At 68.0% G+C, this 25,704-nt stretch carries 23 protein-coding genes, 1 pseudogene and 1 riboswitch; of the genes and pseudogenes, 14 read left to right on the forward strand and 10 right to left on the reverse strand.

Annotation, left to right across the window (positions count from 1 at the left end):
• Positions 1-14: 14 nt before the first annotated feature.
• Positions 15-1,313, reverse strand: coding sequence for a TRAP transporter large permease (locus QE399_RS09860; RefSeq protein ID WP_309828359.1), 1,299 nt, complete (start codon positions 1,311-1,313; stop codon positions 15-17).
• Positions 1,310-1,894, reverse strand: coding sequence for a TRAP transporter small permease (locus tag QE399_RS09865; protein WP_309828361.1), 585 nt, complete (start codon positions 1,892-1,894; stop codon positions 1,310-1,312). The genes QE399_RS09860 and QE399_RS09865 overlap by 4 nt, the downstream gene beginning before the upstream one ends.
• 201 nt (positions 1,895-2,095) lie before the next feature.
• Here QE399_RS09865 and QE399_RS09870 point away from each other — a divergent pair, with 201 nt between their 5' ends.
• The 7 genes from QE399_RS09870 to QE399_RS09900 all read left to right on the forward strand — a co-directional run bounded on the left by QE399_RS09870 (position 2,096) and on the right by QE399_RS09900 (position 8,348).
• Positions 2,096-3,034, forward strand: coding sequence for a LysR family transcriptional regulator (locus tag QE399_RS09870; RefSeq protein ID WP_309828363.1), 939 nt, complete (start codon positions 2,096-2,098; stop codon positions 3,032-3,034).
• Between the two features lie 325 nt (positions 3,035-3,359).
• Positions 3,360-4,247: an amino acid ABC transporter substrate-binding protein gene (locus tag QE399_RS09875; protein ID WP_309828364.1), complete on the forward strand. Its 888-nt coding sequence runs from the start codon at positions 3,360-3,362 to the stop codon at positions 4,245-4,247.
• 113 nt (positions 4,248-4,360) lie between these two features.
• Positions 4,361-5,263 carry a transporter substrate-binding domain-containing protein gene (locus tag QE399_RS09880; protein ID WP_309828366.1) on the forward strand — a complete coding sequence of 301 codons (903 nt, stop codon included), beginning with the start codon at positions 4,361-4,363 and terminating at the stop codon, positions 5,261-5,263.
• A 117-nt stretch (positions 5,264-5,380) separates the two neighbouring features.
• Positions 5,381-6,112 (forward strand): amino acid ABC transporter permease, encoded by a 732-nt coding sequence (locus QE399_RS09885; RefSeq protein ID WP_309828368.1) that lies wholly within the window; start codon positions 5,381-5,383, stop codon positions 6,110-6,112.
• A 1-nt stretch (position 6,113) separates the two neighbouring features.
• Entirely contained in the window at positions 6,114-6,782 is a 669-nt protein-coding gene (locus QE399_RS09890) for an amino acid ABC transporter permease (RefSeq protein ID WP_309828370.1), read from the forward strand.
• A 26-nt stretch (positions 6,783-6,808) separates the two neighbouring features.
• A complete protein-coding gene (locus tag QE399_RS09895) occupies positions 6,809-7,546 on the forward strand; it encodes an amino acid ABC transporter ATP-binding protein (RefSeq protein ID WP_309828372.1) in 738 nt (245 codons plus the stop codon).
• 412 nt (positions 7,547-7,958) lie between these two features.
• Complete coding sequence (locus tag QE399_RS09900; protein WP_309828374.1) at positions 7,959-8,348, forward strand: hypothetical protein; 390 nt, start codon at positions 7,959-7,961, stop codon at positions 8,346-8,348.
• Positions 8,349-8,387: 39 nt separating this feature from the next.
• Here QE399_RS09900 and QE399_RS09905 read toward each other — a convergent pair whose 3' ends face one another.
• A complete protein-coding gene (locus QE399_RS09905; protein ID WP_309828375.1) occupies positions 8,388-10,484 on the reverse strand; it encodes an outer membrane protein assembly factor BamB family protein in 2,097 nt (698 codons plus the stop codon).
• Positions 10,485-10,782: 298 nt separating this feature from the next.
• Entirely contained in the window at positions 10,783-11,853 is a 1,071-nt protein-coding gene (locus tag QE399_RS09910) for an ornithine cyclodeaminase (RefSeq protein ID WP_309828377.1), read from the reverse strand.
• Between the two features lie 130 nt (positions 11,854-11,983).
• On the opposite strand from QE399_RS09910, the gene QE399_RS09915 reads away from it, so the two are divergent.
• Positions 11,984-12,415: an Lrp/AsnC family transcriptional regulator gene (locus tag QE399_RS09915; RefSeq protein WP_309828379.1), complete on the forward strand. Its 432-nt coding sequence runs from the start codon at positions 11,984-11,986 to the stop codon at positions 12,413-12,415.
• A gap of 148 nt (positions 12,416-12,563) precedes the next feature.
• Positions 12,564-13,526 carry a Bug family tripartite tricarboxylate transporter substrate binding protein gene (locus tag QE399_RS09920; protein WP_309828382.1) on the forward strand — a complete coding sequence of 321 codons (963 nt, stop codon included), beginning with the start codon at positions 12,564-12,566 and terminating at the stop codon, positions 13,524-13,526.
• Between the two features lie 124 nt (positions 13,527-13,650).
• Here QE399_RS09920 and QE399_RS09925 read toward each other — a convergent pair whose 3' ends face one another.
• The 6 genes and pseudogenes from QE399_RS09925 to QE399_RS09950 form a co-directional block, all read right to left on the reverse strand.
• Positions 13,651-13,932: a hypothetical protein gene (locus tag QE399_RS09925; protein ID WP_309828384.1), complete on the reverse strand. Its 282-nt coding sequence runs from the start codon at positions 13,930-13,932 to the stop codon at positions 13,651-13,653.
• Positions 13,933-14,003: 71 nt separating this feature from the next.
• Complete coding sequence (locus QE399_RS09930; RefSeq protein WP_309832005.1) at positions 14,004-14,831, reverse strand: HAD-IIB family hydrolase; 828 nt, start codon at positions 14,829-14,831, stop codon at positions 14,004-14,006.
• 79 nt (positions 14,832-14,910) lie between these two features.
• Positions 14,911-15,321: a GtrA family protein gene (locus tag QE399_RS09935; RefSeq protein WP_309828385.1), complete on the reverse strand. Its 411-nt coding sequence runs from the start codon at positions 15,319-15,321 to the stop codon at positions 14,911-14,913.
• Positions 15,318-16,289, reverse strand: coding sequence for a glycosyltransferase family 2 protein (locus QE399_RS09940; protein ID WP_309828386.1), 972 nt, complete (start codon positions 16,287-16,289; stop codon positions 15,318-15,320). The genes QE399_RS09935 and QE399_RS09940 overlap by 4 nt, the downstream gene beginning before the upstream one ends.
• The gene (locus QE399_RS09945; protein ID WP_309828388.1) at positions 16,286-18,100 is read right to left on the reverse strand and encodes an ArnT family glycosyltransferase; all 1,815 of its coding nucleotides are present in this window, start codon (positions 18,098-18,100) and stop codon (positions 16,286-16,288) included. Before QE399_RS09945 ends, QE399_RS09940 begins: the two co-directional genes overlap by 4 nt.
• Positions 18,101-18,112: 12 nt before the next feature.
• Positions 18,113-19,743: pseudogene (locus QE399_RS09950) on the reverse strand (peptide chain release factor 3).
• A 211-nt stretch (positions 19,744-19,954) separates the two neighbouring features.
• Between QE399_RS09950 and QE399_RS09955 the strand changes: the two are divergent.
• The 5 genes from QE399_RS09955 (at position 19,955) to QE399_RS09975 (ending at position 25,675) form a co-directional block, all read left to right on the forward strand.
• Positions 19,955-21,193, forward strand: a complete 1,239-nt coding sequence (locus tag QE399_RS09955) for an MFS transporter (protein ID WP_309828390.1) — start codon at positions 19,955-19,957, stop codon at positions 21,191-21,193.
• 62 nt (positions 21,194-21,255) lie between these two features.
• Positions 21,256-21,334: riboswitch (S-adenosyl-L-homocysteine riboswitch) on the forward strand.
• Positions 21,335-21,404: 70 nt separating this feature from the next.
• On the forward strand, positions 21,405-22,835 hold the full coding sequence (gene ahcY, locus QE399_RS09960) for an adenosylhomocysteinase (RefSeq protein ID WP_309828392.1): 1,431 nt from the start codon (positions 21,405-21,407) through the stop codon (positions 22,833-22,835).
• Positions 22,836-23,080: 245 nt separating this feature from the next.
• Positions 23,081-24,082: a TlyA family RNA methyltransferase gene (locus QE399_RS09965; protein ID WP_309828394.1), complete on the forward strand. Its 1,002-nt coding sequence runs from the start codon at positions 23,081-23,083 to the stop codon at positions 24,080-24,082.
• Entirely contained in the window at positions 24,079-24,930 is an 852-nt protein-coding gene (gene metF, locus QE399_RS09970; RefSeq protein ID WP_309828396.1) for a methylenetetrahydrofolate reductase [NAD(P)H], read from the forward strand. Before QE399_RS09965 ends, metF begins: the two co-directional genes overlap by 4 nt.
• A complete protein-coding gene (locus tag QE399_RS09975) occupies positions 24,923-25,675 on the forward strand; it encodes a septal ring lytic transglycosylase RlpA family protein (protein WP_309828398.1) in 753 nt (250 codons plus the stop codon). The genes metF and QE399_RS09975 overlap by 8 nt, the downstream gene beginning before the upstream one ends.
• Positions 25,676-25,704: the final 29 nt, after the last annotated feature.

Here is a 25,704-nt window from a genome sequence, read left to right on the forward strand (position 1 = left end):
TTGTATGAATTCGGTCAGTAGCCCAGCTTGGCGGGCAGCCACAGGGCCAGTTGCGGGAAGGCGATCACCAGCAGCATCACCACACCCATGGCCAGCAGCATGGGCCCGACCCAGCGCACGGTGGATTCCATGCGCACGCCGGCGATGCGGCACGACACCATCAGGTTGACGGCGAGCGGCGGCGTGAACTGGCCGAGCGCCACCTTGAGCGTGAGGATCACGCCGAACCACACCGGATCCCACTGGTAGTGGTTCATGATGGGCAGCAGCAGGGGCACGAAGATCAGGAAGATCGAGATGCCATCGAGGAACATGCCCACGGTGATCAGCAGCAGGATCAGCAGGCCCATCACGCCGTATTCGCCCAGGCCGGAATGCACGATGGCATTCGCCACCGGATCGATCACGCCCAGTGTGGACAGCGAGAACGCGAAGATGCCGGCCAGCGAGACGACCAGCAGGATCACGGCGGACAGCTCGCCCGCCTCGCGCAGGATCGGGAACAGGTCGCGGAACGTGATCGTGCGGTGGATGCACATGCCCACGAACAGGCCGTAGAACACCGCGACCACGGCAGCCTCGGTCGGCGTGAACCAGCCGGCGCGCATGCCGCCCAGGATCAGCACCGGCGCGGCCAGGCCCCAGGCGGCTTCGCGCAGGCTCTTCCAGAACGCGGGGCGCGGCATGGACGCTTCGAGCGCACCCATGTTGTGCTTGCGCGCGAGCCACACGGCCGGAACGATGAGCGCGATGCCGGCCAGCACGCCGGGGATCATGCCGGCCGCGAACAGCGCCGGCACCGAAGCGCCGGGCACCAGCACCGAATAGATGATGAAGGCGACGGACGGCGGAATCAGGATGTCGGTGGCCGCCGCGGCGCCCACCACGCTGGCCGAGAAGCTGCCGGGGTAGCCGGCGCGGCTCATGGCCGCGATCATCACGCCGCCCACGGCCGCCGCATTGGCCGGGCCCGAGCCCGAGATGCCGCCCAGGAACATGGCCACGGCAATCGCCACCAGCGGCAGCATGCCCGGGCCGCGGCCCACGATGGCGACGGCGAAGTTGACGAGCCGCAGTGCCACGCCCGAGCGGTCGAAGATCGAGCCGACCAGAACGAACATCGGAATGGCCAGCAGCGGGTACTTGCCCAGGCCGGCGTAGAAGTTCTGCGGCACGGCCAGCAGGCCGAACCACTGCGTTTCCTGGTTGGCGAGCGCGATGGCCGCCGCGCCCGCCAGGCCCAGGGCCGCGCCGATCGGCACGCCCACGAACATCAGTACCAGGAAGGCGACGAAGAGCAGCGTGGCGATCATGGCAGCGGCACCCCGGAGCCGGTCGCCTCGCCGGCGAGGTAGTCCGCATCCGGCTGGCGGCCGCGGCGGATGTAGAGGCCGATGGCGCGCCAGGTGATCAGCAGCGACAGGATGGGCAGCCAGATGGAATACCACCACTGCGGCACACCGATACCGGGCGAGGTTTCCTCGAAGCGGAAATCGTCGTACACCACGCGCACGCTGAGCACGGCGATCACGCCGAACAGCACGGCCACCAGCGCGGCGCCGAACTGCGCCAGAAAGCGCCGGCGGGCCGCGGAGCCGCGCTCTGCGAACCATTCGATGCGGATGTGCCGGTCACGCGCCACGGCGGCGGAGCCCGCCACCAGCGCCAGCACGATCATCAGGAAGACGGAGATCTCTTCCGTCCAGGCGAACGAGGAATTGGTGAAGTAGCGCACCAGCACGTTGGCGAAGGTGATGAGCGCCAGCAGCGCCATCACGATGACGGTGAGCCAGTCTTCGATGCGCAGGGAACGGGGGGCGCCGTGGTCAGCGGCGGCAACGGCCGGCGTGCCGGCATCGTCGCGCGCCGGCACGGGCGTGGGTTCTGGGGACATGGGAGCAGAGGGTCGGAAGATCAACAAACATGGCGATGCTGGTCACTCTGCCCTTCGGTGTTGTGCACCCGGGGCCCGGACGGCGGGGCTGCGCTGTGGGCGCGGGAGCCGTATTTTGCCGCCGAACGCGGGCCGCTCCGGTGCAGGGTGTTCCCGTAGCCTTCCGGCCGCGCGGGGCGCCGCGCGCCGATAATGCCGGCCATGGAAACCAAGTGGCTCGAGGATTTCGTCAGCCTCGCGGAAACGCGCAGCTTCAGCCGGTCGGCGCAGTTGCGCCACGTCACCCAGCCGGCGTTCTCGCGGCGCATCCAGGCGCTGGAGGCCTGGGCCGGCACCGATCTGGTGGACCGCAGCTCCTACCCTACGCGGCTGACCGCAGCAGGCAAGACCTTGTACGACCAGGCGCTGGAAATGCTGCAGGCGTTGCAGAACACCCGGGCCATGCTGCGCGCCCACACCAGCGCCGGCAAGGACATGGTGGAGTTCGCCGTGCCGCACACGCTGGCCTTCACGTTCTTCCCGGCCTGGGTGTCGGGGCTGCGCGAGAAATTCGGGCCGCTCAAGAGCCGGCTGATCGCGCTCAACGTGCACGATGCCGTGATGCGTCTGGTGGAGGGCGGGTGCGATCTGCTCATCGCCTACCACCATCCGTCGCAGCCGTTTCAGCTCGATGCCGACCGCTACGAGATGGTGAGCCTGGGGCAGGAGGTGATCTCGCCATACGCCAAGGCGGGCCCGGACGGGCAGCCCCTGTTCAGCCTGCCGGGCAAGCCGGGCGAACCGCTGCCCTACCTGGGCTACGCGCCCGGTGCCTACCTGGGCCGTGTCACTGAACTCATCCTCAAGCAGTCCAGCACGGCCATCCACCTCGACCGGGTCTACGAAACCGACATGGCCGAGGGGCTCAAGGCCATGGCGCTGGAAGGCCACGGCGTCGCCTTCCTCCCGCACAGCGCGGTCAAGAAGGAGCTGCGCGCCCGCAAGCTGGTGAGTGCGGTGCCGGCCGGCGTGGAAGACCTGCAGATGGTGATGGACGTGCGGGCCTACCGCGAAAGGCCGTCCGGCAAGGAGCCGGCCAAGAGCATGGTCCAGTCGCTGTGGACCTACCTGCAATCGCAGAACTCCGAACGTCCGCTGTAAAGGAAGGGCGGGGCCAACGGGTCCCGTCCTTTAGCACGCGGCAACGCTGTGCCGCCCCTGGGCTACCAAGCAGGCACGGCCTGCACATGGACCACCGAGCGCGCGCATTTGGCAGGCAGGGTTATGCATAGGGTTAACCCGTAATATGCACTTTGCGCATAACATCGCCACGCAATCGGCATTGGCATCGGCAGAACGCGGCACGTACAGTTCGCACCGCGACGGCAAACTACAGATTGCCGCAGGTGTTGCACCATGTTGGTGCAATGCTTGGCGCAGAGATTGCTTGTCCCTTCGCGTCCACACTTCGACGAACCTACCACCCATGATCCGCTGGCCCTGGAAAATCGCATTCGGCGCTGCCGTCCTGTGCTCGGGCCTGGGCGCATCGGCGCAAGGGGCCGTGGAGCGCGTTGCGGCCGGCGGCAAGCTCGTCATTGCCCACCGCGAGATGGCGGTGCCGTTCTCGTACGTGGACCAGGGCAAGCCGGTCGGCTACGCGATCGACCTGTGCCTGCGCATCGCCGAGGCCGTGCGCAAGAAGGCCGGCGCCAAGGACCTCGCCGTGGCTTTCCTGCTCGTCACGCCGGCCACCCGCCTGGAAGCCATCGAGACCGGCAAGGCCGACATGGAGTGCGGTTCGACCACCAACAATGCCGAGCGGCGCCAGAAGGTGGCGTTCACCGTGCCGCATTTCATCACCGGCGCCCGCATGCTGGTGAAGGCCGCCAGCCCCATCGAACGCATCGAGGACCTGGAGGGCAAGAAGCTCGTGTCCACCAAGGGCACGACGCCGCTGGCGGCGGCGCGCCAGGCCAACCGCGAGCGCATGCTCAACATCGAGATCCTGGAAGTGCCGGACCACGGCAAGGGCGTGGAGATGGTCGAGGCGGGCCAGGCCGATGCGTTCGTGATGGACGACGTGCTCTTGTATGGGCTGGCGGCGAGCCGCCCCGACCCGGCTGCGCTGAAGGTGGTGGGGCGCTTTCTCACCACGGAGCCGCTGGCGATCATGCTGCCCAAGAACGACCCGGAGTTCAAGAAACTCGTGGACGAGGAGATGCGGCGCCTGATCTCCAGCCGCGAGATCTATCCGATCTATGACAAGTGGTTCGGTAAGCCCATACCGCCCAGCCAGCGTGCCCTGAACCTGCCGGTGAGCTACCTGTTGCGCGATTTCTGGAAGTACCCCACCGACCAAGTCCCTTTTTGATCCGCTGCATGCGGGTTATCCCGAATTCCTGAGGCTCGCACAGACACGTTGTGAGGGTGCCGGCTCTCTAGAATGAACCCTTCCGTTTGTATTTGTAAGCTAAGGAGCTCCTTATGAAGAAACACCTGTTGGCAGTCGCCATCACCGCACTGGCCGCGGGCAGCGCTTTCGCGCAAGCCAATGACACGCTGGCCAAGATCAAGGCCTCGGGCTCCATCACGGAAGGTGTGCGCGAATCCTCCGGCCTGTCCTATACCCTGGGGGACGGCAAGTACACGGGCTTCCACTACGACGTTTGCGCCAAGGTCATCGCCGACGTGCAGAAGCACCTGGGCCTGGCCAAGCTGGAAACCAAGTACCAGCCCGTGACCTCGCAGAACCGCATTCCCCTGGTCCAGAACGGCACGGTGGACATCGAGTGCGGCTCCACCACCAACAACCAGGCCCGCCAGAAGGATGTGGCTTTCGCCGTCACCACCTATGTGGAAGAAGTGCGCATCGCCGTCAAGGCCAACTCCGGCATCGCCGGCATCAAGGACCTGAACGGCAAGACCATCGCCACGACCACGGGCACGACGTCGGTGCAGACGCTGCGCAAGAACAAGCGCGCCGAAGGCCTGACGTTCAAGGAAGTGTTCGGTAAGGACCACTCCGACAGCTTCCTGCTGCTGGAGTCCGGCCGCGCTGACGCCTTCATCATGGACGGCTCCATCCTGGCCTCCAACATCGCCAAGTCCAAGGCACCTGCCGACTTCAAGATCGTTGGCGAAGTGCTGAGTGTGGAACCCATCGCCATCATGATCCGCAAGGACGACGCTGCCTTCAAGAAGGTGGTGGACGACAGCATCAAGGCGATGATGAAGTCCGGCGACATGGCCAAGCTGTACGACAAGTGGTTCCTGCAGCCCATCCCGCCTGCCAACGTGAAGATCGGCCTGCCGGCCAGCGAAGCCACCAAGGCTGCCTGGGCCAACCCCAACGACAAGCCCATGGAAGAGTACACGCTGAAGGACTGAGCGCCTGACGGCCCGCTCCTGACAAACGCCCACCTGCCGGTGGGCGTTTTTTGTAAGGACGAAGCGTGTACCGCGGGCCGCCGCATCGACGTTTTTTTGATTTGAGAAGGAATTCCCATGGGATCGAATTGGGATTGGCAAGTCTTCCTGCAGGACCCGGGGGGCGAATACCCGACCTACCTCCAGTGGATGCTTTCCGCTTGGGGTTGGACCGTGTCCGTGGCCCTGCTGGCGCTGGTGATCGCGCTGGTGGCGGGCTCCATCGTGGGTACGCTGCGCACGCTGCCCGAGAACAAGGTCCTCGTGGCCTTCGGCAATGCCTGGGTGGAACTGTTTCGCAACATTCCCCTGCTGGTGCAAATTTTCCTCTGGTACCACGTGGTGCCAGCCATCTTCCCGGCGATGAAGAGCGTTTCGGGCTTCGTGCTCGTGGTGCTGGCGCTGGGCTTCTTCACCTCCGCGCGGATCGCGGAGCAGGTGCGGGCCGGTATCCAGGCGCTGCCGCGCGGGCAGCGCTATGCCGGCATGGCGATGGGCTTCACGACCGTGCAGTACTACCGCTACGTGCTGCTGCCCATGGCGTTCCGCATCATCATCCCGCCGCTCACCAGCGAGACGATGAACATCTTTAAGAACTCGTCGGTGGCCTTTGCTGTGTCGGTGGCCGAACTCACCATGTTCGCCATGCAGGCGCAGGAGGAGACCTCGCGGGGCATCGAAATCTATCTGGCGGTGACCGGCCTGTACATCATCTCGGCCTTTGCCATCAACCGCATCATGGCGTTCATCGAAAAACGCGCACGCGTGCCGGGCTTCATCGTGGCCGGCGGAACGGGTGGAGGCCACTGACATGATGGGACTCGACTTTTCCTTCTACAACTGGGACATCATCAGCAAGTTCGTCCTGAAGGGCTTCTACTTCAGCATCGTGCTGACGGTGGTGGCCACGATCGGCGGCATTCTCTTCGGCACGGTGCTGGCGCTGATGCGCCTGTCGGGCAAGAAGTGGCTGGACGTGCCCGCCACCATCTACGTCAACGGCATGCGCAGCATTCCGCTGGTGATGGTGATCCTCTGGTTCTTCCTGCTGGTGCCCTTCCTGATCGGCAAGCCGATCGGTGCCGAGATGTCTGCGGTGGTCACCTTCATCGCGTTCGAGGCCGCTTACTTCAGCGAAATCATGCGTGCCGGCATCCAGTCCATCTCGCGCGGCCAGGTGCATGCCGGTCAGGCCCTGGGCATGACCTACGGCCAGAACATGAAGCTGGTCATCCTGCCCCAGGCGTTCCGCAACATGCTGCCGGTGCTGCTCACGCAGACCATCATCCTGTTCCAGGACACGTCGCTGGTCTATGCCATCGGTGCGTACGACATGCTCAAGGGCTTCGAAACCGCCGGCAAGAACTACGGCCGTCCCATCGAGGCCTACCTGCTGGCCGCTGTCGTGTACTTCGTGATGTGCTTCGCGCTGTCCGCGCTCGTGAAGCGCCTGCACCGCAAAATCGCCATCATCCGCTGAGTTGGCAAGAGTGAGGAATTAAGCAAATGATTGAACTCAAGAACGTTTCCAAGTGGTATGGCAGCTTCCAGGTGCTCAACGACTGCTCCACGGCCATCAAGAAGGGCGAAGTGGTGGTCGTGTGCGGTCCGTCCGGCTCCGGCAAGTCCACGCTGATCAAGACCGTGAACGCCCTGGAGCCCGTGCAGAAGGGCGAGATCTACGTGAACGGCGTGGCCGTGCACGACCCCAAGACCAACCTGCCCAAGCTGCGCAGCCAGGTCGGCATGGTGTTCCAGCATTTCGAGCTGTTCCCGCACCTGTCGGTGACCGAAAACCTCACGATCGCGCAGATCAAGGTGCTGGGCCGCAACCCGTCGGACGCCAAGGTGCGTGGCCTGAAGATGCTTGACCGCGTGGGCCTGTCGGCGCACAAGGACAAGTTCCCGGGCCAGCTCTCCGGCGGCCAGCAGCAGCGTGTGGCCATCGCCCGCGCGCTGTCGATGGACCCCATCGTCATGCTGTTCGACGAGCCGACCTCGGCCCTGGACCCCGAAATGGTGGGCGAGGTGCTGGACGTGATGGTGAGCCTGGCCAACGAAGGCATGACCATGATGTGCGTGACCCATGAAATGGGCTTTGCACGCAAGGTCGGCCACCGCGTGATCTTCATGGACGTGGGCGGCAAGATTCTTGAGGACTGCACGAAGGAAGACTTCTTCGGCAATCCCGATGCGCGCCAGCCGCGCACCAAGGACTTCCTCAACAAGATCCTGCAGCACTGAACGGAACCGACGACGGGCAGGGCGGGCTGCGTGCGGCCCTGGTCGATCATCGAGCAAGGCGCCTGCGGGCGCCTTTTTTCTTGGCTGGCGGGGCGAGGGGTGGGCGCTCCGTTCGCGGCTGGGCCGCTTCCGCTGCCCGTACTGCGCCCATGGCGACATTGCCGGTCGCTCGGGCATCGGTGGGGTGGTGGCCGTCGAAGTGGCCGTGGCAGTAGAAGTGCGCGGCATCGCACCAACCGGTATGCCGTCCAGGCATTCCGGTGCAGATTGCCACCCGCGCGCGGCCTGCTTGTCGTGGACTGGCCCGTTGCCTGGCCCTTTGCGCAAGAATGCCGCAGGGGCTGTCGCCCATGTGGTCCGCCGGTCCGCCGTGTTCTTCCGCCCGCCAGTCCTGGTCCTCCACGCTCTCTCCATGCCCGCGCCCCCTCCGTCTTCCCATGATGCCCCGCCCGCCAACGCCGACTGGCAGGTGGTGCACTGGCATGCGCAGGCCCCGGCGCAGCCGCCCACCGGTGCGCCGTGCAACGGCTGCGGCCTGTGCTGTCTGGCGCAGCCGTGTCCCCTGGGCATGGTGGTGTCGCGCCGGCGCAGCGGGGCGTGCGTGGCATTGCGCTGGGACGACCGGCTGCAGCGCTACCAATGCGGCATGGTGGCCGACCCGGGCAGCGTCATCGGATGGCGCAACGCCTGGGTGGAGCGCCTGCTGCGGGCCCTGGCGTTGCGCTGGATTGCGGCAGGCGTCGGGTGCGATGCGGAGCCGCTGTCCGTGGAGGCTGCTGCGCAGCACCGGGACGTGCGGTAAGGCTGCGCGCTAGGGCATGCGCCGGCAAGCGTCCGTTTGTCAGCCCTGGGGCGGGGCAGCTGCAAGCTGCACCGCGCCGGCGGCGCCAGGGGTTCCCTGGTTTCCCGTGTGCACCAGCAGGTCCGGGCGGCTGGGTGGGGCGGTGGTCATCGGTCCCGCCGGCGCCGGAGCCTGAGGCACTCCGGTGGAGGAGGGCAGTGGCGGCGCGGTGCTGCCGGTGCTGGGCGATTGGCAGGGCAGGCCCAGCGGTGAGCGCAGCGGCTGTAGCTGCACGAGGGCGACCGGGCCTGATTCGGCGGATGCGGTCGAGCGCGTCTGCACCATCAGCGGGCCGGGCTCGGCGCGCCTCGGCGCGGGCAATGCGCTCCCGCCCCCGCCCCCTGTCGACACCTGCAGCGCAGCCGTGCCCGGCGCCTCGCCCGGCAGATCCGGCCAGTGGAAGCGGCCCAGCGTGCCGCCGTGCGCCGGAAGGGCCATGGCAGCGTCCCGCGGGCTGAAGCGGTCCTGGAAGCGCAGCCGTTCGAAGGCGATGCGGCAGGCCAGCTGGTCGAGCAGCGTCACGCCCCACAGGTCGGCACCGCTCGGAGGGCGGCTGCCGGCTCCGCTCGCCGGGCCGGAGGCGGGCTGCAGAGGTGTGCCCGTGCGCCGGTCCAGGACGATGGCGTGCCCGCCGCCCGTCGGATGCACCAGCGCCGGAATGTGGGCCGGTCCGCGGCGCAGATCGGCGAAATAGACGGGTGCCGCTGCCGGGGCCCCTGCGGCCACGGCCACCGGCTGGCCTGGGCCGGCAGGCTCCTCGCTCTCGAACCGCCAGCGCAGGCGCCCGCTGGCCAGGTCGAGCGCTGCCACGGCGATCCCTCCCTCTGCGGCAGTGCCCGTGCGGCCCATCACGTACAGCAGGCCCAGTGCATCGTCGATGTGCGTGAGCGGCTGGCGGCCCGGGGCGGGCGCCAGGCCCGCCGGCGGCTGCCACTGCCACGTGGGGGCACCGGTGCGCAGGTCGTACGCCTGAAGGGTCAGGCGGGCCGCGGGCATGGCAGCGTCGTCCCTGCGCGCCGGCCCCGCCGCGCTCGCGACGAGCAGGCGGTCGCCTGTGGCGGCCAGGGCCACGATGGCTTCCGGGTGGGCACTGCCCTGCGCTGGCTGCGTCTGCAGGGCGATCACGCCCCCGCCCGTGCCGAGTTCGGCGCAAGGTCGGCCGTCGAGCGGATTCAGAGCCAGAACACGGGCAGCGCCCATGGGCACGAAGAGGCGGGCATCGCAGCGCGACTCGGCTGTTGCCGGGCGGGACAGCACGGCGTGCGTTGCCTTTGGTGCGGCCTCGGCGGCGCCAGCGCCTGGGCCTGCGGCGGGCGGCTGGTACGACAGCGCCTCGCAGTCCGCTGCGGCGCCGGGCTCCAATGCGTGCCGCCACAGCGGCGTGCCGGTGGCCGCGTCCAGCGCCACCAGCGCCGGCTGCGGTGTGCAGAAAAAGACCTGGTGGGCGGCATGCAGCGCCGCGGGTGGAAAACCTCCTGCCGCGGCTGCGGAGGGCGCAACGTCGGTGCGAAGCGGCCAGCCGACTTCACGCGGCCCGTTGCCCGCGTTGGGGGACGGGGCGGGCAAGGGCGCAGCGAGGCGGCCTTCGAGTGAATGGGGGCGGGGATGGGCGGCGGCCTCCACCGACGGTGCGGCAAGCGCAGGCACTTCCTGGGCGATGGCTTCGCCCGGCCCGTGCCCGCTGCCCTGGAACCAGGCGACCGCCGCCACGGCGGTGAAGGCGCCCAGCGCAGCGGTCAGGCCCTGGCGGGCCGGTTGCCGCGTGGCGGCGACCAGGCCGCGGGCGAACCAGGGCGTGAGCATGACCAGCGCCAGCAAGAACAGCACATCGCCGCGCGCCACGAGGGCCCACCAGTTCAGCCCGGCCTCCCAGACCGACCAGGCGAGCGTGGCCGTCAACAGAGCGGCATGCACCCACAGCGCTGCCGGGTTGCGCTGCAGCAGGAGCAGCCCGGTGAGGACCAGAACCAGCCCGCCAGGCAGGTAGTACCAGGAACCGCCCAGGGCGATCAGCCACACGCCGCCCGTGCCGACGAGCAGGCCCATCAGGACGAAGAGCGCCCCCAGGACGAGCGGGGCAGGGTGGCGGTCGGGCATGGCGGGCTTCCTCTCAGCGGGCTGCCCGGCCGACTTCGGGCGGGGCATGCAGGTGGGTGTGAAGCCGGCAGCGCGCGCCACGGGCAACGTCCATGACGTTAGGGGCGGCGTCGGGGGGGCGGTGTCGGCTCCGGCAGGCGGGCGCTGTAGGAGGGCGTGCCACGGCGATGCGTGTACGGCAGGCCGTCATTCGCTATCAATTAAATAGCGTTATGCGCAGTATCGGTGGGCGATTTAACCCTGTTTCTCTTGAATGTGTCGGCTGGCAGGCGATGGCCCGACCCGTATATGCCGCGGTCTATGCCACGCGCTGCAGCCGCGGGCCTGCTGCTGCGCTGGCCACCGTGCTGGACGCTCCCCGCGTGCGGCCGAACAGGTCTTTCGGGTCGCCGTCGGTGGGCACCAGTTCCACCTCGGTGCCCAGGCCGCGCTCCTGCGCACGGGCATGCACGTAACGAAGGGCGGCAAAGTCCTCGAGCGCAAAACCGACCGAGTCGAACACCGTCACCTCGCGCTCACTGCGGCGCCCGGGCGCCTGGCCGGCCAGCACCTGCCATAGCTCCGTCACCGGGTGGTCGGCCGGCAGCTGCTGGATGTCGCCCTCCACGCGCGTCTGCGGGGCGTACTCCACGAAGACGCTGGCGCCGCGCAGCACATCGGGGTGCAGCTCCGTCTTGCCGGGGCAGTCGCCACCCACGGCGTTGATGTGCATGCCCGGCGCCACCAGGCCGGGCGTGATGATCGCCGCGCGCGTCTTGTCGGCGGTGGCGGTGGTCACGATGTCCGCTCCGCGCATGGCGTCGGCCACCGAAGCGGCGGGCACGACATGCAGGTCGCGCTCCCCTGCCAGGTTGCGCTGCAGCTTGGCGGTGGCCGCCGGGTCGGTGTCGAACACGCGCAGCTCGTCGATACCCCGCAGCGCATGGAAGGCCAGCGCCTGGAATTCGCCCTGCGCGCCGTTGCCGATCAGCGCCATGCGCCGCGACCCCGGCCGTGCCAGCGCCTGGGCGGCCAGGGCCGAGGTGGCGGCGGTGCGCAGCGCGGTGGTCAGGGTGAGTTCGGACAGCAGCAGCGGATAACCGGTAGCCACTTCCGCCAGCACGCCGAACGCCATCACCGTGGGCAGGCCCTGCGCAGGGTTGCCGGGGTGGCCGTTCACGTACTTGAAGCTGTAGAGCGTATCGTCCGCCACCGGCATCAGCTCGATCACGCCGCCGGCGCTGTGGCTGGCGGTGCGGGCCGATTTCTCAAAAGCCGGCCAGCGCAGGAAGTCCTCCCGGATCTGGTCGGCCAGCTCGGCCATGAAGCGGGCGGGGCCGATGTCTTCGACGAGGCGGGCCAGGGTGGGCAAGTCGATGAGTCGGGTCATGAGAGGCTCCGGGGAGGGCGAGGTGGCGGGGCTGTCTGCCCATTCTCCGAAGGCGCCGCGCCAACTGCCAGCCTGCACAGTGATCGAATAGCGCGGTAAATTGGCGATCTGTTCAATAGGGCTGTGCACCATGACCAGAATGGACGACACCGACCGCGAGATCATCGGCCTGCTGCGCACCGACGCCCGCCTGCCCGTGGCCGCCCTGGCCGCGCGCCTGCGCATCGCCCGCGGCACCGTGCAGAACCGGCTGCGGCGGCTGGAGGAAGAGGGCGTGATTGTGGGCTACACCGTGCGCCTGCGGCCCGACTCCGAGCCCCACCGCATCCGCGCGTGGATGAGCATCGCCGTGGAGGGCAACGCCGCGCCCGAGGTGATCCGCCTGCTGCGGGGCGAGCCCGCGGTGGACGCGCTGCACACCACCAACGGCCGCTGGGACATCCTGGCCGAGTTGCGCGCCGACAGCCTGGAGGCCTTCGACCGCGCGCTGGGCCGTATCCGCCTCACGCCGGGCATCGCCAACACCGAGACCAGCCTGCTGCTGTCCACCTACAAGGCCTAAGATCGTCAACACGTTCTAAGCGCCCGCCCGGGGACCGGTGGGATGACGCCTGCGGGACAGCGGCTCAGGGTTTCCGGCCTGCGTGCCCTGGGCCTGGCTGCGGTGCAATGGGCCACTTGCCCACCGATCCCACAAGGACCTCACCCACATGCAGCGCCGCCATTTCGTCCAGCTCGGGGCCTCCGCCCTGGCTGCCCCCGCCTTCACCGCCCGCGCCCAGGCCTTTCCCACCAAGCCCATCAAGCTGGTGATCGCGTTCCCCGCCGGGGGGCCCACCGACATCACCATGCGCGCGCTGGCCGACAACGCCAGCCGCGTGCTGGGCCAGCCTGTGATCGTCGACAACAAGCCCGGCGCCGGCGGCACGTTGCCCGCGCAGGCGCTTCAGACCTCGGCGCCGGACGGCTATACCGTCGGCCAGATCCCGCTCGGCGTGTTCCGGCTGCCCTACACCACCAAGATCAACTGGGACCCGGTCAAGGACATCAGCTACGTCATCAACGTCACCGGCTATGCCTTCGGCGTGGTGGTGCCGGCCGATTCGCCGCTCAAGACCTGGGCCGACTTCGTGGCCTACGCCAAGGCCAACCCCGGCAAGCTCAGCTACGGCTCCACCGGCACGCTCACCAGCCCGCACCTGACGATGGAGCTGGTCGCGCAGCAGCTCGGCATCCAGCTGCTGCACGTGCCGTACAAGGGCAGCGCCGATCTCATGCAGGGCATTCTGGGCGGCCAGCTCATGGCGGCCACCGATTCCACCGGCTTCGCCCCGCAGGTCGAGGCCGGCAAGCTGCGCGTGCTCAACACCTGGGGCGCCGAGCGCCTGGCCAAGTTCCCTGACGCGCCCACGCTCAAGGAGCTGGGCCTGAACATCGTGCAGAACTCGCCCTTCGGCATCGGCGCACCCAAGGGCACGCCGCCCGACGTGGTGCGCCGGCTGCACGACGCCTTCAAGCAGGCCATGGACCAGGAAAGCTACCGCACCGCCCTGGCCCGCTACGACATGGTGCCCATCTACATGGGCACGGCCGAGTACCAGAAGTTCGCGCAGGACACCTATGCGCGCGAGAAGGCGCTGATCGAAAAGCTCGGGCTGGCCAAGGCGCAGTGATTGCTATCTAAGTGATAGCTGGAGGCGCTTGTTGCATGAGCGTCTCAGCCCACTTTGCTTGTAAATCGCCTGGGGCCGGGTGCCGCCTCGGCGGAGCGCTCGGCGCTGCCGACGCCGCTGTGCCTCAATCCAGGCCCAGCGCGCGGGCGTCTTCCAGGTGCGAATCCCACGCCGGGGTGGCGCGGGGCTCCGGCAGGCGGGTCAGGTAGTCGGTGCCGCGCAGCGCCCGCAGCAGCAGGGCGCCGCCGGTGGCGGCCTGCAGGGCCGCCGTGCCGCGCCGGTCGGAGCGCAGGGAAACGGCAATCAGGGCCAGGCCGAGACCGGCCACCGCGAGATGTTCACCAGGCAGGCTCGGCCGGGTCCGGTCGATTGCCTGCAATTGTCGGAATGCATTGATCAGGTCCATGCGGCACTCTAGCGCAGCTTGCACCAAGTTGGGAGTCTCGCAGGCCCCAACAGGGCCACACCGCGGGGGAATTACGGTGTCGATGTGTGACCGGCAAGGATGGCGCGCGCCACCTCGGCAAACCCCGCGCCGCGCTCGCCCTGCGCCACGTAGCGCGGCAGGTGCTGCAGCTGCGGCACGAAGCGCGCGATGTTGGCCACGCCCACGCTGTGCGGGAAGTGCTGGAACATCAGCTGGTCGTTGGTCGAGTCGCCCACGTACACCCACTGCCCGATCTCCGCGTCCAGATCGCGGCCGAACAGCGTGCGCACGATCCAGCGCGCGCCCTCCAGCTTGTTGTGGTCGCCGTACCAGCCGTTGATGTGGATGCTGCTCACCGTGGCATTCATGCCCGCCGCGCGCATGATCGCCACGCACCGGTCGATGGCGGCCTGGGGCAGCGCGGTGAATTCGCTGTGGTCGATGGCGATGTCGCACTCGCGCCCGGGCGAGTCGGTGGCGCGCACCGCCCCCGGCACCTCGCGCTCGATCCGCGCCAGCACCTCCTGCATGCGCGCGAAGTTGGCGCTCCGAGTGGCGGCATCCTGCTGGTATATTTTTGATAGCTGCTTGCGCCCGCCAGTATTGGGCTGGCGGCTGTTTTGGCTGGTATCGGGCAGCAGCGCGACGGCCCCGTTTTCGGCCACCGTGGCATCCACCGGCCAGGTGGCGGCGAAGGTTTCGCTCCAGCCCACCGGCCGCCCCGTGACGGGAATCACGACCAGGCCCGCGGCCCGCAACGCACCCAGCGCGGCCAGCGCGTCGGGCGTGATGGCGCCGTCGGTCGTCAGCGTGTCGTCGATGTCGGTCAGCACGCCGCGCAGGCCCTGCGGCGCGCGCCACCGGGACAGGGGCTGCATCAAGGAGGAGGGGGGAAGCGTTGGCATGGAGACGAGATATGCGGTCAGGCGGCCGCAGCCGTGGTACCGGGGAGGGTTTTCAAGAGTGGTTGCGCCGGAAGACCCACCAGCGCGCGGCGGTGAAGTTGAAGACCAGGCCCGTGGCGCTGCCCGCGGCCACGCCGAGCCACGGCGCCTGCGGCACGGCAGGGGTGTGCAGGAGCAGCGTGTAAGTCGCGTAGTTGACCGCACCGCCCGCCGTCATGGACAGTAGGTAGCGTGCATACTCGCGCGCCCAGCCCGTGTGCCCGGCCGGGACCTGCGCCTGGAAGGCGTAGCGCCGGTTGATTGCCCAGGTGGTGGTCGCTGCCGCCAGGAAGGAGAGCACCCGCGCCGCGTACCAGCCAAGGGCGGGCGCGAGCGCATAGAGCACGGCGATGTCCACGGCTAGGCCGACGAGCCCGGCGCCCAGGAAGCGCACGAACTGCGGGGCGAACGTGCGCGAGTTCATGACGCCTGCGGGTCGTCTTCCCAGGCCGGGATTGCGAGGTAGGTGAGGCGTTTGGCTTCGCGGCGCCCCAGCGTCACCGTGCGCAGGATGATGCCGCACACCAGCGACAGGGCAGCGCACAGCATGGCGCCGGTGGCGGCCACGGCCGTGGGCAGTCGTGGTACTAGCCCGGTCTTCATGTAGGTCAATATCAAGGGCAGCGCCAGGCCAAGCGACAGAAGGGCTAGCGCGACGGCCAGCAGGCCAAAGAAGGCCACCGGGCGTTCGCTGGAAAAGAGACGGAAGATGGTCTTGAGGATGCGCCAGCCGTCGCTCAGCGTGGATAGTTTGCTGAACGAGCCCTCCGGCCGCGCGCGATAGTGGATGTTGGCCTCGGAATAGGGCATGCGCAGTTCCAATGCATGCACGGTCAGTTCGGTCTCGGTCTCGAAGCCCTCGGCCATTGCCGGGAAGGATTTGGCGTAGCGGCGCGAGAACACCCGGTAGCCGGACAGCATGTCGGAGAAACCGTGGCCGAAGATCCAACTGACCGAGCCCGTCAGCAGCCGGTTGCCGAGCCGGTGGCCTGGTCGGTAGGTCTTGGCGTTGCTACCGTCGTCCTTGCGGCAGCCGACGAGCATATCAAGGCGCTGCGCGAGCAACTCCTGGATGTGGGCGCGCACATCGCGCAGGTCGTAGGTGGCGTCGCCATCCACCATTACGTAGACGTCCGCCTCCACGTCGGCGAACATGCGTCGCACTACGTTGCCCTTACCCTGCGCGCGCACGGAGATCACCGTGGCGCCGCACTCCGCGGCGATGCCGGCCGTGCCGTCGTTGGAATTGTTGTCGAAAACGTAGATACGAGCCTCCGGCAGGCATCCTTTGAATTCGGCGATCACTTGGCGGATGGACAGAGCCTCGTTGTAGCAGGGGATCAGAGCGGCGATGCGCGGTACGGGTGCCTGAATGTGGTCAACGCTGTTCATGGAAGAGGATTTGCAGAGGGGGTCGATCGGGCCGTGGCGCAGGTTGCTGTCCGCAATGCATACAAAGCCACCGAGCCGTCGCGGTGCACAAGCTGGAAGTAGCATTCGAAGTTGGGTTGAACATCCACCATCGGCGCGCGACCGGTGTGGATGACAAGGGCTGTGAAGCCTTGTTCCGACAATTTGCGAAACATCGCCTCAGCAGGAAGGCCAATATAGTCGGTGTAACGCCAGGGGCCGAAGACCTCGCCCCAGATGGGACGGGGCGCATAGTAGATGTTGTCTTCCAGTCCCACCTGATAGATCTTGGTCTGTGGATGGGCTTGGAGATAAGTCCACATTCCATACCCGTCGAGCCGCTTCGCCAGTACAGCGTCGCGCGCTGCCTGAGTCGGGGTCATGTCCCGCCAGTGGTTTCTCGCTTCACGCCAACTGGGCAGGGCCAGAGAGGCCAATAAAAGCACGCCCAGCAGCAGTACCCCCCTTTCGGACCATTGATGGTTTATCCCGAGCCACTGTTGCCCCCGCCGCAGGGCCTGTAGGCAACTCGCCGCTGCCAGAAGAGCCAGCACCGGAAAGGCTGGCATGAGATAGCGGGGATACCGTGAGCTCAAGGCCCAAACTGCCACCATGTAGGTGGCGGCAAGGCAAGCGCGGCGCACCGTCCGCTGGTTTCGTAGTGCAGGCCACAGCAATACAGTGAGAGCCGGCCAGAGTGTCCAATGCGGCCATCCTACGTTGCGACGGAGATCTTCGAATTGCCATTGATAGTCTCGCAGGTTCCAGTCGGAGAATCCAAACAGTCGCCCTCCCATCGGATTGAACGGGTCGCCGGTCATCACTGCATTGCGTGCGTACCAATATAGGCAGGGAAGGCATAGGAAAAAGGCTGCACCTATCCACGTAGATGGACGTCGGTCGTGCCAGGCCAGAACGAGTGCGAAGAAAGGCAAGAGCATCAGCACTTGGTACTTGGCGCCCGCTGCGACGCCCAGTAGGAAGGCACATGCAAAGGCCCAGCGGCGTTCGCGGGAGGCGACGTTTTCCCCGCTGGAGAGCCATTCCTGCATTGCCGCACAGGCGGCTAAAGTGAACATCGCAACCCCCATGTCCACATAAGCCGAACTGTAGAGCGGGCGGGTCAAGAAGATCCAGACCAACGCGGCCAGGGCCGACGCCGCTGGATCTTGAAGATGATGCAGGCCCAGTCGATAAATGAGCCAGGCCGTAATGCCGCCGGCTGCGGCATGCAGCAGATGCGGCAGCACGTCGTTGCCCAGGGTCAGTGCTGCGGCGTAGAGCAGATCGAAGTTATAGGGGAACCAGGGGTAGCGCAGCCATTCGTTGACTTGGAGTGTGCCGCTCAGCGCCCACTCGCGCGCATGTGGCAAGTGGTACATGAGTTCGTCCCACGCGAGCGGTGGCCCCAGTGGAACGACTGCCAGCGGTAGGGCGTACACCATCACTAGCGCCGGAAAGAGCCAATGAGCGGTGCGGCTTATTAGATCCTGCTCAAGGCGGCAGGTATTTGGGGACTTGGTAGTGAGCCGTGAGCGGAGCGCGGCGACCATGGACAGGCACAGGCCTGCACCCACGGTGCCCAGAACAGTCGCTGGACTCAGCCAACCGGCCACCGCCCAGACCTGCAGGCCGCAGATCACAATACCCATCCCTACTGCTAGCGCGAGCGGTGTGTCCACGGGTTGCTTGGGCTGCCGCAGAGGCAGAACCGCCCATCCCCAGCCCCAGCAGGCGATTAAAAATGCGGCCAACTGGGCGTAGAGCGCCAGCGCGAACAGGAGGTTTTGCATGAAGTACTTACGTCAATTCGCGCTGCCCAGCGACAACCCGGCGTGCTCGCGCAGCGGATGGAAGTGGATCTTGGGGAAGCGCTCCTGCGCCAGGCGCACGTCGTAGGGGCTGGTGCACAGGTAGGCCAGCGTGTCGGCCGCGTCGCGCGCCATGCGCAGCGGGTAGGCGTTCTCGAAATCGCGCAGGTCGTTGGCCGAGTCGGCCGTGATCCAGCGTGCGCCCGTGTACTGGCAGCCTTCCAGGCGGATGTCGCAGTCGTATTCGTTGTTCAGGCGGTGCTGCACCACTTCGAACTGCAGCTGGCCCACGGCGCCCAGCAGCATGTTGCCGCCGGCTTCGGGCTTGAAGACCTGGATGGCGCCTTCTTCGCCCAGTTGCATCAGGCCCTGCTGCAATTGCTTGGTGCGCAGCGGGTTCTTCAGCACCACGGTCATGAACATCTCGGGCGCGAAGAACGGCAGGCCGGTGAACTGCAGGCTGGCGCCGTCGGTGATGGTGTCGCCCAGCTGCACGCCGCCGTGCGTGGTGAAGCCGATGATGTCGCCCGCGTAGGCTTCTTCGACCGCCTCGCGGCGCTGGGACATGAAGGTCACCACGCTGGTGGGGCGCAGTTCCTTGGCGGTGCGCTGCACCTTGAGCTTCATGCCCGGCGTGTACTTGCCCGACGCCACGCGCACGAAGGCGATGCGGTCGCGGTGGTTGGCGTCCATGTTGGCCTGTACTTTGAAGACCACGCCGGAGAAGCCTTCGTCTTCCGGCTGGATGGTCTTGACCACGGGCTGCTTGTTGACCTGCAGCGTGCTCACGCGCGGGCCGGGCGAGGGCGCCATGTCCACCAGTGCGTCCAGCACCTCCATCACCCCGAAGTTGTTCACGCCGGAGCCGAAGAACACGGGCGTGAGCTTGCCGGCCAGGAAGGCTTCATGGTCCCACGCGGGCGATGCGCCCACGGCCAGCTCCATGCTTTCCAGTGCGGCGTCGAACTCGGCGCCGAAGCGCGCACGCAGCGTGGCCTCGTCGCTCAAGGGGATGGCTTCGAAGTCCTGTGGGCGGCGCTCGCTGCCGCTCTCGAAGACCGTCATGGTCTTCGTGCGCAGGTTGATGATGCCGCCGAAGGCCTTGCCCTGGCCTACCGGCCAGGTCATGGGGCAGCAGGGCATGCCCAGTTCGCGTTCCACCTCGTCCATGATGTCCAGCGGGTCGCGCACCTCGCGGTCCATCTTGTTGACGAAGGTGATGATGGGCGTGTCGCGCTGGCGGCAGACCTCGATCAGGCGGCGCGTCTGCGCTTCCACGCCGTTGGCGGCGTCGATCACCATCAGGGCCGAATCGACGGCCGTGAGCACGCGGTAGGTGTCTTCCGAGAAGTCCTTGTGGCCGGGCGTGTCGAGCAGGTTGACCACGTGGTCGCGGTAGGCCATCTGCATGACGGACGAGGCCACCGAGATGCCGCGCTGCTTTTCGATCTCCATCCAGTCCGATGTGGCGTGGCGGCTGGCCTTGCGGCCCTTCACGGCGCCGGCGATCTGGATCGCGCCCGAGAACAGCAGCAGCTTTTCCGTCAGCGTGGTCTTGCCCGCGTCGCGGGGTGGGAAATGATGGCGAAGGTGCGGCGGCGCCGGGTTTCGGGGGCGTAGGACAAGGGAGTGCTCGGGAAGTGCGTCGAAAGCGCCCCGAAGGCTGCGGCCGCGCGGGCCTGCGCCCTGGAGGCCGGAACCCGCGATTTTAACGGGCCGGGTGCGGCGCACTCCGTCTATCGGGATCGCCTGTGGCGCCCGCGCGATGCATTGGACAGCCGCGCGGCGCGGCGCGGACAATCGCGGCACAACAACCATCGGGGGAGGGGAGACGCCATGGCAACGACCACACCGGCCGCCGACGCGGCCCTGCCGGACGGCGCGCGCACAGGCACGCCGGCCTACCGGCGCATCAGCCTGGCACTGTTCCTGGCAGGCTTCGCCACCTTTTCGCTGCTCTACAGCGTGCAGCCGCTGCTACCGGAGTTCGCCCGGCATTTTGGCGTTGGCGCCGGGCAGAGCGCCCTGGCGCTGTCGCTCAGCACAGGGTTGCTGGCGGTCTCCATTCTGTTTGCGGGCGCGCTGTCGCAGTCCGTCGGGCGGCGCTGGCTGATGTTCGCGTCCATGGCGCTGGCCGCCGCCTGCAATCTGGCGGCGGCACTGGCGCCGCAGTGGCACCTGCTGCTGTTCGCCCGCGCCGTCGAGGGCGTGGTGCTGGGCGGGGTGCCCGCCGTGGCAATGGCTTATCTGTCGGAGGAGATCGATGCGCGCGGCCTGGGCTTTGCCATGGGCCTGTACGTGGGGGGCACGGCCTTCGGCGGCATGTCCGGGCGCGTGATCATGGGCGTGCTGACCGATGCCTACGGCTGGCGCACGGCGCTGGCGGCCCTCAGCGTGCTGGGGCTGGTGGTGGCCTTGGGCTTCCTGCTGCTATTGCCGCCGTCGCGCCGCTTCGTGCGCACGGCCGGCACGGGCGCGGCCCAGCACGTGCGCATCTGGCGCGACCACCTGCGCGATCCGTCGCTGCCCCTGCTGTTCGCGGCCGGCTGCCTGCTGGTGGGCGCGCTGGTGGCGGTGTTCAACACCATCGGCTTTCGGCTGTCGGGCCCCGGCTTCGGGCTGGGGCAGAGCGAGATCGGCCTGGTCTTCACCGCCTACCTGCTGGGCATGGGCGTGTCGCCCGTGGCCGGCGGCCTGGCGGACCGCCTGGGCCGCGGCCCGGTGCTGTTGACCGGCGTGCTCATGATGGCGGCGGGCGTGGTGATGACGCTGTCCAGCCACCTGGGCTGGGTGATCGCCGGCATCTGCGTGCTCACGCTGGGGTTCTTCGGCTCGCATGCGGTCTGCAGCGGCTGGGTGGGGGCCGTGGCCCGGCACTCCAAGGGCCATGCGTCGTCGCTGTACCTGCTCATCTATTACCTGGGCGCGAGCGTGCTGGGTGTGGTGGCCGGCGGGTTCTGGGAGTTCGGCCAGTGGCCGGCCGTGGCGGCCTTCTGCCTGGCCCTGCTGGCCGGCGCGCTGGGGCTGGCCCTGCGCCTGCGCGCCACGGCGCGGGCCGCCGCGGCGGCGCCCTGAGACGGCCATGGCCTGCGCGAGCGCATCTCCACGTCCCAAGCGGGGTTTTGTACAATCGCGGCCATTCCGAGGAGCGTTGCAGCGCCCCCAGCACAGCGGGGCGTGAGGCTCGGACCAGACAAGCAACGACGCTCACCCACGCTATTTCCGGTGCGGTGAGTGCCTTTCCCAGAGCGTGGTTTTTCACAAACGTCCTTTGTTGGAGAAACCCATGAGCGCAGTTCTCAAGACCCCGGCCGACCTGGTCATTGCCGATATTTCCCTGGCCGACTGGGGCCGCAAGGAAATCAAGATCGCCGAGACCGAGATGCCCGGCCTGATGGCCATCCGCGAGGAATACGCGGCATCGCAGCCCCTGAAGGGCGCGCGCATCACCGGCTCGCTGCACATGACGATCCAGACCGCCGTGCTGATCGAGACGCTGAAGGAACTCGGCGCCGACGTGCGCTGGGCCTCGTGCAACATCTTCTCCACGCAAGACCACGCTGCCGCCGCCATCGCCGCAGGCGGCACGCCCGTGTTCGCCATCAAGGGCGAATCGCTGGAAGATTACTGGGACTACACCCACCGCATCTTCGACTTCGGCCCCAAGGGCTCGGCCGGCGAAGGCCCCAACATGATCCTGGACGACGGCGGCGACGCCACGCTGCTGATGCACCTGGGTCAGCGCGCCGAGAAGGACGCTTCCCTGGTCGCCGGCAACGGCGGTAGCGAGGAAGAGCGCATCCTGTTCGCGGCCATCCGCAAGAAGCTGGCCGAAGACGCCACCTGGTACACCCGCAAGTCGGCCGAGATCATCGGCGTGACCGAAGAAACCACGACCGGCGTGCACCGCCTGAACGAGATGTCCGCCAAGGGCACGCTGCTGTTCCGCGCGATCAACGTGAACGACTCGGTCACCAAGAGCAAGTTCGACAACCTGTACGGCTGCCGCGAATCGCTGGTGGACGGCATCAAGCGCGCCACCGACGTGATGATCGCCGGCAAGGTCGCCGTGGTGGCCGGCTACGGCGACGTGGGCAAGGGCTGCGCCCAGGCGCTGGCCGCCCTGCGCGCCCAGGTGTGGGTCACCGAGATCGACCCCATCAACGCCCTGCAGGCCGCGATGGAAGGCTTCAAGGTCGTGACCATGGAGTACGCCGCCGACAAGGCCGACATCTTCGTGACGACCACGGGCAACAAGGACGTGATCCGCCACGAGCACATGATCGCCATGAAGAACGAGGCCATCGTCTGCAACATCGGCCACTTCGACAACGAGATCGACGTCGCCTCGCTGGAAAAGTACCAGTGGGAAGAAGTGAAGCCGCAGGTGGACCACGTGATCTTCCCGGACGGCAAGCGCATCACCCTGCTGGCCAAGGGCCGCCTGGTCAACCTGGGTTGCGCCACGGGCCACCCCAGCTTCGTCATGTCCAGTTCCTTCGCCAACCAGACTATCGCTCAGATCGAGCTGTTCACCAAGCAGGGCGACTACGAGGCCGGCAAGGTCTACGTGCTGCCCAAGATCCTGGACGAGAAGGTGGCCCGCCTGCACCTGAAGAAGGTCGGCGCGCAGCTGACCGAACTGACCGACACCCAGGCTGCGTACATCGGCGTGAGCAAGGCCGGCCCGTACAAGCCCGATACGTATCGGTATTGAGCAACCCCCTGAGGCGCTGCGCGCCTTCCCCCTTCTCTCGCGCTGCGCGCGGGGAGGGGGACGCAGCCAGCGCTGCGGGGCGGCCCTTGCGCGGCTGCCGCTGGCCTAGTGTGGTGCGGGAGTTGACGCACTGCGCAAAATTGATAGCTGCTTGCGCTGATGTGCAAAAGCTTTGCAATAGAAAAGTATCTGAAAATGGCTGCCAGCAAGCGCTGCCAGCTATCAAAATTGAATAGGAAGGCGCCATGCGCGCAGATGTGTTTCTGGTGGAGCGCGGCCATGCCACGACGCGGTCGCAGGCCCAGCGGCTGATTGCGGCGGGCGTGCAGTGGCGCCTGTCGCCCGGCATGCCGTGGACGAAGGTCGCGAAGAACGGCGACGAGATTCCCGAGATCGCCGAAGTCGAGCTGCTCGACGCGGCCGAGGCCAAGTACCTGTCGCGGGGCGGGCTCAAGCTCGAAGGCGCGCTGCGTGCCACGGGCCTGTCCGTGGCCGGGCTGCGCTGCCTGGACGTGGGGCAGAGCACCGGCGGCTTCACCGACTGCCTGCTGCGGGCCGGCGCCGCGCAGGTGATCGGTGTGGACGTGGGCCACGGCCAGCTGCATGAGCGCCTGCGCGCCGACGTGCGCGTGGTCGGCGTCGAGGGGCTGAACGCCCGCGCCATGACGGCCGAGTCGCTGGAAGACGCCTGCGAAGAGGCGCTGTCCGAGCGCGTCGAGCGCGACGCGGAGGACAACGACACCCAGCCCGTCGCGCCCTATGCCTGGATGCGCAACGGCGGCGAGGTGGACGACGAATACGACGACAGCGACGACGCCAAGGAGCACGACGTGGAGGCCTTCAAGGCTGAGCGCGCGGCCAAGGCCCGGGCGCGTGCCGAGGGCGCGCTGCCCACGGTACGCCGCCGCCGCGCGGACCGCGAAGGCGTCGACGTCACGCCCGCGTTCGATCTGGTGACGGGCGACGTGTCGTTCATCTCGCTCACGCTGATCCTGCCCGCCGCCGCGCCGTTGCTGAAAGCGGGTGGCGATCTGCTCATGCTGGTCAAGCCGCAGTTCGAGCTGCAGCCCGGCCAGGTGGGCAAGGGCGGCATCGTGCGCGACGCGGCGCTGTACCCGGTGGTCGAGCAGCGCATCCGCGATGCCTGCGCCCAGGCTGGGCTGCAGGTCGTGGGCTGGCATGACAGCGCCATCGACGGCGGCGACGGCAACCGCGAATTCTTCATCCACGCAAGGAAGCCGGCATGAGCGCGCAGCACCCCCCCGCGTTTCCCATCAGTTTCGAGTTCTTTCCGCCCAAGACGCCGGAAGGCGCCGAGAAGCTGCGCGGCATCCGCCAGCAGCTGTATGCGCGGCGGCCCGAGTTCTGCTCGGTGACCTACGGCGCCGGCGGCTCCACGCAAGAGGGCACCTTTGCCGCCGTGCGCGAGATCCTGGCCGAGGGCGTGGACGCGGCCTCGCACTTCTCGTGCATCGGCGCCACCCAGGGCAGCGTGCGCGAGCAGCTGGCCACGCTCAAGGCCATGGGCGTGAAGCGTCTGGTGGCCCTGCGCGGCGACCTGCCCAGCGGCTACGGCGCGGGCGGCGAGTTCCACTACGCCAGCGATCTGGTGGCCTTCATCCGCGCCGAGACGGGCGACGACTTCCACATCGAGGTCGCCGCCTACCCGGAAGTGCATCCGCAGGCCCGTTCGCCCGAGGCCGACCTGCAGGCCTTCGCGGCCAAGGTGCGTGCCGGCGCCGACTCGGCCATCACGCAGTACTTCTTCAACGCGGACGCGTACTTCCGCTTCGTGGACGACGTGCGGGCCCTGGGCCTGGACGTGCCGGTCGTGCCGGGCATCATGCCCATCCTCGGCTCGTCGCAGCTGATGCGCTTCTCCGACGCCTGCGGCGCCGAGATCCCGCGCTGGATCCGCCTGCGCCTGCAGGGCTTTGGCGACGACACGGCCAGCATCCGTGCGTTCGGCCTGGATGTGGTGGCCGGCCTGTGCGAGCAGCTGCGCGCCGGCGGCGCCCCGGCGCTGCACTTCTACACGATGAACCAGAGCGCGGCCACGCTGGGGCTGTGCGATCGCCTGGGGCTGCATGGCTGAGGGCATGGCGCGCTGCGGGCGCCGCTGGCGGGGCGCCCTGGGCCTGGGCGCTGCGCTGGCCCTCGCTGCCTGCGCGCCCCTGCCCGTGGCGACGCCGGACGGCTCGGCGGCGGGCGCGGTCGCGCCCTGCGTGGCCGAGTCCGGCAGTGCCGATGCCTGCCCACCGGCCGCCGTGCGCACCCCGCCTGCGCCGGCTCAGGGCTCCGTGCGCGGCCGCCGCGCGGCACCTGCCATCGTCGCCCCGCCGCCGCCCGCTCCGGACGTGCCCGCAGCAGAAGCGCCCTCCGAGCCGGCGCGCGAAAGCGACCAGCAGGGGCTGGCCTCCTGGTACGGCCCGGGCCTGCACGGCCGCCGCACGGCGAGCGGCGAGCGGTTCGACCGCTACGAACTCACCGCGGCACACCGCACGCTGCCCTTCGGGTCGCGCGTGTGCGTGCGCAGCGCCGTCACCGGCAAGACCGTGGTGGTGCGCATCAACGACCGCGGCCCGTTCTCGGGCGGCCGGGTGATCGACCTGAGCCAGGCGGCAGCGCAGGAGCTGGGCATGACCGGCCTGGGCATCAAGCCGGTACAGCTGTGGCTGCTGGGCGAGGACGAGGACACCTGCCCCGACGGCGTGCTGGAGAACCCCGTGATGGCCAAGGAGGCCGATGCGGCCGAAGATGCGGCCGCCAGGGCCGAGGCCGCAGCCGCCCGCAAGCCGGCCGTGCGCAAGGCCCTGCGCTCGCGCAACGCCCGCCGCTGAAGCGCGCCGGGGCCGCCGTGCAGGCAGCC

This window comes from Paracidovorax wautersii, from assembly GCF_031453675.1.
GTDB lineage: Bacteria > Pseudomonadota > Gammaproteobacteria > Burkholderiales > Burkholderiaceae_C > Paracidovorax.